At 43.8% G+C, this 12,654-nt stretch carries 9 protein-coding genes; 6 read left to right on the top strand and 3 right to left on the bottom strand.

The window, feature by feature from the left end:
* Positions 1 to 32: 32 nt before the first annotated feature.
* Entirely contained in the window at positions 33 to 908 is an 876-nt protein-coding gene (locus BXY41_RS10670; RefSeq protein WP_104436831.1) for a LysR family transcriptional regulator, read from the bottom strand.
* Between the two features lie 139 nt (positions 909 to 1,047).
* Between BXY41_RS10670 and BXY41_RS10665 the strand changes: the two genes are divergently transcribed.
* Positions 1,048 to 1,647 carry a sigma-70 domain-containing protein gene (locus BXY41_RS10665; protein WP_104436830.1) on the top strand — a complete coding sequence of 200 codons (600 nt, stop codon included), beginning with the start codon at positions 1,048 to 1,050 and terminating at the stop codon, positions 1,645 to 1,647.
* A gap of 15 nt (positions 1,648 to 1,662) precedes the next feature.
* On the top strand, positions 1,663 to 2,277 hold the full coding sequence (locus tag BXY41_RS10660; protein ID WP_242980162.1) for a histidine phosphatase family protein: 615 nt from the start codon (positions 1,663 to 1,665) through the stop codon (positions 2,275 to 2,277).
* A gap of 47 nt (positions 2,278 to 2,324) precedes the next feature.
* Here BXY41_RS10660 and BXY41_RS10655 read toward each other — a convergent pair whose 3' ends face one another.
* Positions 2,325 to 2,642 carry a hypothetical protein gene (locus tag BXY41_RS10655; protein WP_104436828.1) on the bottom strand — a complete coding sequence of 106 codons (318 nt, stop codon included), beginning with the start codon at positions 2,640 to 2,642 and terminating at the stop codon, positions 2,325 to 2,327.
* Between the two features lie 275 nt (positions 2,643 to 2,917).
* Between BXY41_RS10655 and BXY41_RS10650 the strand changes: the two genes are divergently transcribed.
* Both BXY41_RS10650 and BXY41_RS10645 read left to right on the top strand, forming a co-directional pair.
* A complete protein-coding gene (locus BXY41_RS10650) occupies positions 2,918 to 4,165 on the top strand; it encodes a 6-phosphofructokinase (protein WP_104436827.1) in 1,248 nt (415 codons plus the stop codon).
* A 173-nt stretch (positions 4,166 to 4,338) separates the two neighbouring features.
* A complete protein-coding gene (locus BXY41_RS10645; protein WP_104436826.1) occupies positions 4,339 to 8,088 on the top strand; it encodes a phosphoribosylformylglycinamidine synthase in 3,750 nt (1,249 codons plus the stop codon).
* 61 nt (positions 8,089 to 8,149) lie between these two features.
* On the opposite strand, the gene BXY41_RS10640 is transcribed toward BXY41_RS10645, so the two are convergent.
* Positions 8,150 to 8,959: an AraC family transcriptional regulator gene (locus tag BXY41_RS10640; protein WP_104436825.1), complete on the bottom strand. Its 810-nt coding sequence runs from the start codon at positions 8,957 to 8,959 to the stop codon at positions 8,150 to 8,152.
* A 299-nt stretch (positions 8,960 to 9,258) separates the two neighbouring features.
* Between BXY41_RS10640 and BXY41_RS10635 the strand changes: the two genes are divergently transcribed.
* Both BXY41_RS10635 and BXY41_RS10630 read left to right on the top strand, forming a co-directional pair.
* Positions 9,259 to 11,220: a glycoside hydrolase family 20 zincin-like fold domain-containing protein gene (locus BXY41_RS10635; protein ID WP_104436824.1), complete on the top strand. Its 1,962-nt coding sequence runs from the start codon at positions 9,259 to 9,261 to the stop codon at positions 11,218 to 11,220.
* A gap of 56 nt (positions 11,221 to 11,276) precedes the next feature.
* Entirely contained in the window at positions 11,277 to 12,626 is a 1,350-nt protein-coding gene (locus BXY41_RS10630) for an ABC transporter substrate-binding protein (protein ID WP_242980161.1), read from the top strand.
* Positions 12,627 to 12,654 lie beyond the last annotated feature (28 nt).

Here is a 12,654-nt window from a genome sequence, read left to right as displayed (position 1 = left end):
CCGGAAGGTTCAGCCGGCAGCCAGGTTTTGTATCAGAGCATGTCCATAAATTGTCTGGAAGCCTGAGAAACGGGTATATTTTCATTATAGGCCACAACCATCTGGCGTATGGGAAGTTTTTCTGTCAGCCTTACCTGAAATAAATCCCTGTCGTTATTTGGAATGCAGAAATCGGGAACGAAAGCGATTCCAAGTCCGATCCGTGCCAGATCGATTAACAGATCGTTGCTGCTTAATTCAATTTCAGGAACTAAATCCAGCTGCTCCTTCTGGAACATATGGTGGAGAAATTCACTTGTGGTGCTTTTCCGGTCCAGCATAAGAATGGGATAGGTCTGAAGTTTCTGAAGATTAACCGTCTCCCCTTTTAATGGAAAGTATTCCTGATTTGCCACAAATACATCTGAAAATTCATTGATCACCCGAAACTTCTGGGAACTGAGAAGACCCGAGTTGGGATAATTGGTGATGATGAAATCTACCTGACCATTGGCCAGCAGATGAGCGCATTCAATGGAGGTCTGGTTTGTAACCTTAATGTGTACATTGGGGTAGGCTTTGTGGAATCTGTTTAAATAGGGAACCAGGAAGTAGCGGCAGATGGTATCACTGGCTCCGATACGCAGTTGGCCTCCGTTTAAGGTATTGGCTTCTAACAGCTGATTTTCTCCCTTTTGGATCAGATTAATAGCAGGTTCAATGTGTTTTAAAAGAATCTCCCCTTCGGGAGTGAGCTGAACCTTCTTGGTGCTTCTGATAAAGAGCGTCTGGTTTAATTTCTTCTCCAGTACCTTGACTGACTGGCTGACTGCAGACTGGGAAATAAAGAGCTGTTTTGAGGCTTCAGAAAAGCTAAGTGTTGCGGCAACATGATAAAAAACCTTGTACAGTTCATAATTAATATCCATCATTAGCCCTCCTTATAAATATATGGATATTCTATCACAATATTGAATGATTTGTAAAGGAAATTGACAAATTAATTGGACTGCGGTATAGTAACGGGCACAGGATTTAAGTGAGGATAAATAAAGGAGTGAAAAAAATATGCATGATAATTTTTACCAGATGTATTTAGACGAGATGGGAGAGATCACTCCCTGTACCGGAGAAGAACAGTTAACGCTGATTTCAGAATTAAGAGATGGAAATCAGGAAGCGAAAAAGAGACTGATAGAAGGAAATTTAAGAGCCGCTCTGGAGTATGCCAAGGAGTATGACGGAAAAGGCGTGCTGTTATCGGATCTTGTTCAGGAAGCCAATATGGCACTGTTAATGGCAGTGGAAGAATATGCAAAGGCAGGCGGAGAGAACGGATTTGACAGCTATGTGGCTGAAAAGATAAAGAAGGCACTGGAACTGGCTGTAGAAGAAGAAGCGTCTGCAGATCAGACCGGTGAGGAACTGGCAGCCAGAGTGAACGTACTTCAGCAAATCGCCCAGACCCTTGCTGCAGAACTTGGACGTGAGGCAACGGTAGAGGAACTGGCGGACAAGATGAAGATGAGTGTGGATGAGATTCGGGGAATTATGAAGATGGCTATGGATGCAGTGAGTCTGAATGCGGAAAATGCAGATTTAGAGGCATTGGCAGAGATGAGTGAGATGGAAATTACCGACTCAGAGGACTACGACTACGAAGTTTAATATACCAGGAGAAAAATGATGAGGATATATCTGATACGCCATGGGCAGACAGATTGGAATATACAGGGGAAGATTCAGGGAAGCCATGACATCCCTCTCAATGAAACAGGACTGAGACAGGCAAAGTTACTGGCAGCTGGTATGGAATCCAGACCGGTAAAAAAAATATTTTCCAGTACACTGAAACGTGCGATGGCAACGGCAGAGGCGCTTGCGGACAAACAGGAGGCAGAAATTATCCCCATGCCCCGGCTTATGGAAGTGGAGTTTGGTGTATGGGAAGGCCTGACATGGAAAGAGATTGAGGAAAATTATCCAAGCGAATACAGACACTGGGTCATGGATCCTTCTCATGCGGCACCCCCTGGAGGAGAAAGCGAGAAAGAAATCTTCCGGCGATGTAAGACAGCAATCAGGGAGATCATAACACAAACCGGTGGAAGAGAGGATATTGCAGTGGTTTCCCATGGAGCGACTCTTGCCTGTCTGGTTTCTGTCATGCTGGGGCCGGATGAAGAAGATGAGAGCATTATAGTGGAAAATGCCAGCATTACCACCGTTCATTACAGTCCTCTCACTGAAATTTTTACTGTGGTGGAAAAGAATGATATATCCCATTTAACGTCATAAAACTGCCTATAAAAAAAGGGGAAGCCTTTGAAAGCTTTCCCTGATCTTTAATCAAACAATGTTTCAACCAGAATTTTCATCATGGAAGGGGTAGTGCGGATAAAAAGCTTATCACGTCCGCTGCAGCGGATGGTCGTCTTAAGCATTTCCTCCTTCGCTGCGGCGGTATCAAAGATACCAACCATATTGGCGCAGGATTCCACAAGGGAATTAAGCTGTCCAGCTTTCTGGATAAAGGTATCAATGTGGCTTTCCCTGAGCTGTAAGCAAACTTCCAGATTAGGGCTCTGACCGTCGGTCTGATACTGAGTGCTTTCAAATAAGTATTTCTGGGATAAATCTTTTAACTGCTGATCAAGTTCCATTCAATTAACGCTCCTTCGTAAAAAAATCCTTTACTACTATATTGTAAAAACTGTTTTTTTTCAAGCAGTATTATGAAAAATGACGATAAATGTCGAAATATGTCATTTTGTAATTCTGCAAAAAGATATGGAAGATTTTGTTCCTGTTGTAAGACAATGAAAAATTGTGAATCATTTATCTTAGGTTGATTTTATGACCCCTCTATATTATGATATGATTATCAGAAAATTGTAAGTACTTACAAAAAAGAGTATCAGGGAGGAAACTGTTAATTATGAAGGAAATCAGGGGTAATGTGATTGTTGGTCAGTCGGGAGGACCCACCGCAGTGATTAATTCCAGCCTTGCGGGAGTCTATAAAACGGCCAGGGACAGAGGAGCGAAGATTGTATATGGAATGCTTCATGGAATCCAGGGATTGCTTGAAAACCGGGTGGTGGACTTGTCTGAACACATAAAAAGTGATCTGGATATTGAATTGTTAAAGCGGACGCCCTCCTCTTATCTTGGTTCCTGCAGATTTAAACTGCCGGAGATTCATGAAGACCAGGAGATTTACAAGAAGATATTTCACATACTTGAAGACATGGAGATTGAATATTTCTTCTACATAGGCGGCAATGATTCCATGGATACCATTAAGAAGCTGTCCGATTACTCTATTTTAAATGGCAGCCGGATCCGTTTTATGGGAGTTCCGAAAACCATTGACAATGATCTGGCAGCCACCGATCATACGCCTGGCTATGGAAGCGCTGCAAAATATATCGGATCCATTACAAAGGAAGTAATCCGGGATGGCCTGGTGTATGACCAGCAGAATGTGACCCTGATTGAGATTATGGGGCGGAATGCAGGCTGGCTTACCGGTGCAGCAGCACTGGCTAAGTGCGAGGACTGTGAGGGGCCGGATATGATCTTCCTTCCGGAGATTCCTTTTGATATCGAAGAGTTTATGAAGAAGATAGCCGGGCTTCACAAACAGAAAAAATCAGTGGTAGCAGCCATTTCGGAAGGAATCCGGGTGGAAGACGGCAGATATGTCTGTGAACTGACCGATAACGTGGATTATGTGGATGCCTTTGGACACCGGCAGCTTACCGGTGCAGCCAGATATCTTGCAAGCCGGATTGCAAGAGAAACCGGCTGTAAGACCAGAGCCATTGAGTTCAGTTCTCTCCAGCGATGTGCTTCCCATATGGTGTCCAGAGTGGATATTACCGAGGCCTATCAGGTAGGCGGGGCAGCTGTGAAAGCGGCATTTGAGGGTGAGACAGGTAAAATGGTAATTTTAAAACGGATCTCGGATGATCCTTATATCTGTGTCACCGATATTTACGATGTCCATAAGGTTGCAAACATTGAGAAAAAGGTTCCAAGAGAGTGGATCAATGAAGCAGGTGATTATGTGACAGATGAATTTTTAAACTATCTCCGGCCTCTGATTCAGGCAGAACTGACTCCTATCATGACCGATGGCCTGCCAAGGCATCTGTATTGCAAAAATAATAAGAATCAATAAAGAAACGATGCCGAAACCAGATGATTTCGGCGTCGTTTTATTAATAAAAGTGATCAATGACATAAGATATATTAATTTCTCTAATTGATATGTTTTATGGTATGATATTTGTACGATAATAACAGGGAAGTCTGACCTGATAGATCATAAGGATTCTTTACAAGGAGGAAATTATGAGTGTAAGAAGAGTATACGTTGAGAAAAAAGCAGCTTATGCCGTAAAAGCAGGAGAACTGAAAGAGGAAATCGCAAATTATCTGGGAATCGGCACAGTAACGGATGTGCGGGTTCTGATTCGGTATGATGTGGAAAATATTTCAGAGGAGACCTATAAACTGGCTCTCACTACCGTTTTTTCAGAACCTGCGCTTGACCTGGTTTATGAAGAGGAAGTTCCGGTTAAAGAAGGAGATACCGTTTTTACCGTGGAATATCTTCCCGGACAGTTTGACCAGAGAGCAGATTCTGCAGAGCAGTGTGTGAAAATTCTCAAAGAAGATGAGGAGCCAGTAATTAAATCGGCTGTTACTTATGTCATTTCCGGCGCTCTTACAACCGCTCAGACCGAGGAAGTGAAATCCTTTTGTATTAATCCGGTGGATTCCAGGCAGGCAGAAGAGACAAAACCACAAACGCTGGTTACTGTATTTGACATACCAGCGGATGTGATTGTATTTGAAGGATTTGAAAGTCTGGAAGAGTCAAAGCTGAAGGAATTATATCAATCCTTAAACCTTGCCATGACATTTCAGGATTTCCTCCACATTCAGAATTATTACAGGGATGAAGAGCACAGAGATCCGACCATGACGGAAATCCGGGTACTTGATACTTACTGGTCCGATCATTGCCGCCATACCACGTTCCAGACCGAGTTAAAGGACGTGGTATTTACGGACGGGGACTATAAAAAGCCAATGGAAGCAACCTACCAGCGTTATCTTTCTGACCGGGAGGAAGTATTAAAGGGAAAGAGCGGAAAGTTTGTCTGTCTCATGGATCTGGCTTTGATGGCTATGAAAAAGCTTCGTCTGGAAGGAAAACTTGAGGATCTGGAAGTATCGGATGAAATCAATGCATGCAGCATTGTAGTTCCGGTGGAGATTGACGGAAAAGAAGAAGAGTGGCTGGTAAACTTTAAAAATGAGACCCACAACCATCCCACTGAAATCGAGCCTTTCGGAGGAGCGGCAACCTGTCTTGGCGGTGCCATCAGGGATCCCCTTTCCGGACGTACCTATGTGTATCAGGCCATGCGTGTAACCGGCGCTGCTGATCCTACAAGATCCTTAAAGGAAACATTAAAGGGAAAGCTGCCTCAGAGAAAGATCGTGACAGGAGCAGCCAGAGGATACAGCTCTTATGGAAATCAGATCGGTCTTGCAACCGGTTATGTAAAGGAAATCTATCATCCCAATTATGTGGCAAAGAGAATGGAAATCGGAGCGGTTATGGGTGCAGCTCCCAGAAAAAACGTGATCCGGGAAACTTCCGATCCGGGAGATATTATTATCCTGCTTGGTGGAAGAACGGGACGTGACGGCTGCGGAGGTGCGACCGGTTCCTCCAAGGTTCATACAGAGGATTCCATTGAAACCTGCGGTGCAGAAGTTCAGAAGGGAAATGCTCCTACAGAGAGAAAGATCCAGAGGTTATTCCGCAGGGCAGAAGTCAGCCGTATCATTAAAAAGTGTAACGACTTCGGTGCAGGTGGTGTTTCCGTGGCAATCGGAGAGCTGGCAGAGGGACTTAAAATTGATCTGGACAAGGTTCCCAAAAAGTATGCCGGACTTGACGGCACAGAAATCGCTATTTCTGAGTCCCAGGAGCGTATGGCAGTGGTGATTGATCCAAAACAAGTGGATCAGTTCCTTTCCTACGCAGCAGAGGAGAATTTAGAGGCGGTTGAAGTTGCGGTTGTAACGGAAGAACCAAGGCTGGTGATGAGCTGGAGAGGCAAAACCATTGTTGATATCAGCCGTGGGTTTTTAGACACCAACGGGGCTCATCAGGAAGCGTCGGTTATCGTAGAAGTTCCGTCAAAAGAAGGCAGTGTGTTTGGTAAGAAGGAAGTGGAAGATGTAAAGAGTACCTGGCTTAATCTGCTTTCCGGTTTAAATGTATGCTCCCAGAAGGGGCTGGTGGAGATGTTTGACGGTTCCATCGGCGCAGGAAGTGTCTTTATGCCTTATGGAGGCAGATATCAGCTGACTGAGACGCAGTCTATGGTAGCCAAACTTCCTGTGGAACAGGGAACCACCGATACCGTAACCATGATGAGCTATGGCTTTGATCCCTATTTATCCAGCTGGAGTCCTTATCACGGTGCAATCTATGCAGTTTTGTCATCAGTAGCTAAAATCGTGGCAGCAGGCGGTGATTACAAAAAGATCCGTTTCACCTTCCAGGAATATTTCCGCCGCATGTCTGAAGATCCTGCACGCTGGAGTCAGCCCTTTGCAGCTCTTTTAGGTGCTTACCATGCCCAGATGGGATTTGGTCTGCCGTCTATCGGCGGAAAGGACAGTATGTCGGGTACATTCCAGGATGTGGATGTTCCTCCAACCCTTGTTTCCTTTGCAGTGGATATTGCCAGCCATAAGCACATTATTACGCCAGAATTGAAACAGCCGGGAAATAGACTTGTTCTGATTGAAATTCAAAAGGACCAATATGATCTTCCGGTATATGAACAGGTGATGGGCCTTTACGGAAAATTATTTGAAAATATTAAGGCTAAACGGGTAATTTCAGCCTATGCAGTGGAAAGCAATGGTATCTGCGAAGCAGTAAGCAAGATGGCATTTGGAAACAAGCTTGGTGTTAAGCTGGAAGACACTGTGAAACCAGAACAGCTTTTTGAGGCAGGCTGGGGAAATCTGGTCTGTGAAATTCCAGCTGATAAGATGGCAGAGCTTTCAATTCCTCATACCGTAATCGGTAATGTAACGGATCAGGGAGTGTTTGAATATGGAGCAGTTGCAATCTCCGTAGAGGAGGCAATTCACGCATGGACAAAGACCCTTGAGGAGGTTTTCCCAACCAATTCCGGTGCAAAAGAGGAAACGGCTGCTGAGAAATTATATGAGGCATCAAATGTCTATGTCTGCAAAAACAAGGTTGCAAAGCCGATCGTATTTATACCGGTATTTCCGGGAACAAACTGCGAATACGACAGCACAAAAGCCTTTGAAAAAGCGGGTGCCAATGTAGTTACCCGTGTATTTAGAAACTTAACTGCCAGTGATATCCGGGAATCAATCGAGTGCTACAAAACGCAGATCAGTAAATCCCAGATCGTGATGTTCCCCGGAGGATTTTCCGCCGGTGATGAGCCTGACGGTTCTGCCAAATTCTTCGCAGCAGTATTTAGAAATGAGGCAATCAAAGAAGAAATCACAAAGCTTATGGAAGAAAGAGACGGATTGATGTTAGGCATTTGTAACGGTTTCCAGGCTCTGATCAAGCTGGGGCTGGTACCGGAAGGCGCTGTTACAAAACAGAGAGAGGATTCCCCCACTCTTGCCATGAATACCATCGGACGCCATATTTCCAAGATGGTTTATACAAAAGTGGTTTCCAACAAGTCTCCATGGCTATCCGGCGCCCAATTAGGCGGCGTTTACTGCAATCCCGCTTCTCATGGCGAGGGACGGTTTGTTGCCAATGAGGAATGGCTGGAGAAACTGATTCAAAACGGTCAGGTGGCAACTCAGTATGTAGATGCATCTGGCTGCCCGACCATGGCTGAGGACTGGAATCCAAACGGCTCTTATATGGCAATTGAAGGTATTACAAGTCCTGACGGAAGAATCCTTGGTAAAATGGCGCATTCCGAGCGGCGGGGAGACGGCGTTGCCATGAATATCTATGGGGAACAGGATATGTTAGTTTTTGAATCGGGAGTAAAATATTTTAAATAAATGAGTCAGAAAAATCAGTCTGGTCTGCGAATTGATCCCGCAGTTCAGGCTGATTTTTGGTTTATTTTAATGAATTCTTTTCTTCCAGAAAGCAGGCAGAAGGTGGAATTCCCTTTTTTGCCTTAAACAACTTGCTGAAATAAAAAATATCAGAAAATCCGCATTGCAAAGCTACTTCCCCCACACTGTATTCCCCACTTTTTAATAAATTTTCCGCATAGTTCAATCGTATTGAAATAAGATACTGTTTAAAGGTCATTCCTGTGACTTTTTGAAAGAGATTCCCGTAGTATGCCGGATGAAGATGATATCTTTTTGCCATCTCCTCTGTGGTTAAGTTCTCCCAGTAATGAGCACTCATATAGTGAATGCTGCTTTTGATGCGGGGATCATCCTGGCTGGCGTGATTTTTGTTTAGCAGCTGGTCTAAAATCAGGTGAAGTATCATGCACAGAATGGCTCTTACCTTTAGCATATAACCAAAATTCTGTTGCAGCCATTCACTGTGCATCTCATTATAAAGAGCGATCAGCTGTGGATTGCTTCCGATGTGGCTGATAAATGGCAGAGGCAGCGAAACATACTCACCTGTCTGGTTGCGGAGACGAAAGTTTGTGGCATAGCACTCAATCAGATCATCAGGGATACTGGTGGCTGCCCGGTAGCTGTTTTGAGGAATGCAGATTAAATCGCCTTTATTCACAATATAGGTCTGATCATTAATGGTATATTCGGCTTTCCCATCCATTACATAGGTGATATCAATAAAGGATGTAATGCAGGGCTCAATCTTCCAGCCGGGAGTAGGTTTTCTGTGAATGTAGTAATGAAGTTCCGGTATCAGATTGTTAAAATCCAGTTCCTCGGTCATTTGAAACGCTCCTTTTTCTATGGGAAAACCCAATTTAAAATAATTATTAAATTAATACAAGTAAATATTTTTATAAATTTGTCGATTTATGCGCTTAATCGTATTATAGGGCATTGATAATTACAATACAAGTCTATTTTATCAAAAAATAATCTTTAATAATTACAAAAATCTTAAATCATTCCATTCTAATATTTTGTGCAATTTGCTATGATACACCTATCGGACGAAGCTTTGTTTGTAATGTTTTACATGGTAAAAAATGATAATTGTCGGACTGAGTGCAGGAAGGAATAGGGATGTTTGAAAAACGAGATTTATGCTGGTTGCTCAAGCCGGTAAGCAAAAAACAAATTGTAACCTGGTTTATGGAAGACAGGGCCCCGTCAGTGACAGCCCGGACAATTGAACGGGAGATGCCACTTCTGTTTGATGGAATTTCACGTTCACAAAAGGAAGATGCCTCAATTGTATTAAGCCTTGCAGAGGAAGCCGGCCTTGGAGATGAGGGATATTCCATAGATAAAACAGAAGCGGGATATGAGATCAAAGGGAGCGCACAAAAAGGTCTCCTTTACGGAATATTCGGTTTACATCGTCTGCTGGTGAGTAAGAAAGAAAGCTTCCCTTATAAGAGTATTCCGGATCAGAATTACCGGATGATTAATCACTGGGATAATTTTGACGGAACCATTGAACGAGGGTATTCTGGAAACTCGATTTTTTTTGATCATAATAAGTTTCGCGGTGATATGGATCTGATCCGTCAATATGCCAGACTGCTGGCATCAGTAGGAATTAATGCAGTTTCCATCAACAACGTAAACGTCAGGAAATACGAACGCTTTTTCATCACTGGGGATAATTTAAAGGAAATAAAAAAAATAGGAGATATTTTTACTGCATATGGAATCCGGATATTTCTTGCCATTGATTTTGCAGCACCTATCTCAGTAGGGAAGCTTTCTACAGCAGATCCCCTGAGCCCGGAGGTAGCTTCCTGGTGGAGGCATACGGTAGAGGAACTATACAGCATAATCCCGGATTTTGGCGGATTTGTTGTAAAGGCCGATTCGGAACATGAACCGGGTCCGTTTACATATGGAAGAAGTCATGGAGATGGAGCCAATATGCTGGCAAAAGCAATCCGGCCTTTTGGAGGGATTATCATCTGGAGATGCTTTGTTTATGACTGCACCCAGGACTGGAGAGACCGAAGTCTTGACCGGGCACGGGCCGCTTACGATCTCTTTCATGAATTAGACGGAAGTTTTGATGAAAATGTTATTTTACAGATTAAGAACGGTCCCATTGATTTCCAGATCAGGGAACCGGTCTCACCTTTGTTTGGCTCCTTAAAAGAGACCAATCAGATACTGGAGTTCCAGATTACCCAGGAGTACACCGGTCACCAGAAAGATATCTGCTATCTGGTTCCCATGTGGAAGGAAGTCCTGGATTTTGACACCAGGCATGGAGCATCAAGTCTGGTTAAAAATGCGGTCAGGGAGTATTCTCCCAATCAAAAGCTTTCCGGGATCTGTGCAGTGGGAAATGTGGGAATGGACCGGAACTGGACTGGAAATAAGATGGCACAGGCCAACTGGTACGGATATGGACGGCTTGCATGGGACAACGATCTGACTTCAGAGGAAATAGCCCAGGAGTGGCTTCATTTAAGCTTTGATTTGACGGAAGATGCAATGAAAAAAGCATTGTCCATTCTCATTACCTCCAGAGATACGTACGAGGATTATACCTGCCCTCTGGCTGTAGGATTTATGTGTAAGCCGGGAATTCATTATGGATGTGATATCGATGGCTATGAATACGACTGCTGGGGGACTTACCACTACGCCGACAGGGACGGAGTGGGAAGAGACCGGACTGCAGCAACCGGAACTGGTTATACAAAGCAGTATTCGCCTCTTAAATTTCAAGAGTATGAAGATATTAACACATGTCCTGACCAGTTATTGCTGTTTTTTCATCATGTACCTTATACCCATGTGCTTCATTCAGGGAAGACTGTGATTCAGCATATCTACGATACCCATTTTGATGGTGTGGAGAAGGTAAAGGAATACCAGGCCAAGTGGGAGAGCATTCGGGATGTGCTTGATGAAGACAGTTATAAAAACGTAAGAGAACGCCTGAACCTGCAGCTTAAAAATGCAGTGCAGTGGCGGGATCAGGTCAATACTTACTTCTTCCGGAAATCCGGTATTGGGGATGAAGCAGGAAGAACGATCTACAATTAGCAGTTCTTAGTTTTTTCATAATAAATCAATGATTAATGAGAAGGAGGAGTTTAGAAATGGGTATGAGGAAAACAACAGGTATGATGTGTGCTGCGTTACTTGCAGCCAGTATGCTGGCTACCGGATGCAGCAGTAAGACCGCAGAGCCGGCTAAAGGAGAAACAGCAGGAAAAGATGCAGGGGGAGAGGTGGCTTTAAACTTTTCCTGGTGGGGAAATGATGACCGTCACCAGGCCACTCAGAAAGCAATTGATGCGTTTAATACCGCTCATGCAGGAAAAATCAAAGTAACAGGAGAGCCATCCGGCTTTGGTAATCTGGAAGAGACATTTGCCACCCGTTACGCAGGAGGGACTGCAGCGGACATCATGACAGTAAACTATCCATGGGTTCTTCAGTACAGCCCCGACGGCAAAGGATTTTATGATCTGGATCAGGTAAAGGACATCTTTGATTTCAGCCAGTATGATCCGGAGTTTTTAAAATTTGGTCAGAGAGCAGGCAAGATGCAGGCAATTCCATACGGTCAGAATACCCTTGGATTTTATTTGAACAAGTCAGCATTTGAAAGAGCCGGAATCAAGGAGCTTCCAAAGACCTTTGACGAATATAAGAAAGCGGCAGAAGCATTTACAAAAGCAGATCCCAACTCTTATTTAATCGTCAGCCCCACATTCCGTTTTGCTGCCATCTACTATCTGCAGCAGAAGACAGGCAAGGGAGAGTTTGCCGATGATTTAAGCATGAATTATACACAGGAAGATTATAAAGATGCGCTGATCTGGTATAAAGATCTGGCAGATGCCCATGTATTCTGCTCCAGAAAAGACTACATTGAAAATGTAGGCAATGAGCCTGTTAGTATCGCTCAGAACGCTAAATTTATTAACGGCGGTTATGCCGGCGTCTTAGAATGGACCGGCGGAATTGCTTCCAATGCCAAGACCTTATCAGATAAAGGCGACCAGCTGGCAATTGCACCGCTTCCAGTAATTGATGGTGCAAAATTTGAGGGAACTATGGCAAAGCCATCTTTAACCTTTGCAATTTCCAAGGATTCCAAGAATCCAAAGGCTGCCGCAGAATTCTTACAGTACATTTTAAACGATCCGGAAGGAACAAAATTAATGGGTTCCACCAGAGGAATGGTTGCTTCAAAGGCAGCAAAAGCCTCCCTGGAAGCAGACGGTCAGATTACCGGTGTTGTAAAAGATGCTTATGACTTTACTGCCAACGCAAAAGTAATCAATAACTCTCCGATTTTTGAGAATGCCAAATTTACAGACGCATACGACAAAAATTACGAGAAATTTGAATTTGGACAGAGCAGTGCAGATGATGCTGCAAAAGCAATCTTTGATGCTATCAGCGAGGAAAATGCCAAGCTGAAAGAGCAATACAAATAATAGCAGAAAAAACTGCTGGTTAAGTCGT

This window comes from Lacrimispora xylanisolvens (assembly GCF_002934545.1).
Taxonomy (GTDB): Bacteria; Bacillota; Clostridia; order Lachnospirales; family Lachnospiraceae; genus Lacrimispora; species Lacrimispora xylanisolvens.
This window is presented reverse-complemented; position numbering and strand designations above follow the sequence as displayed.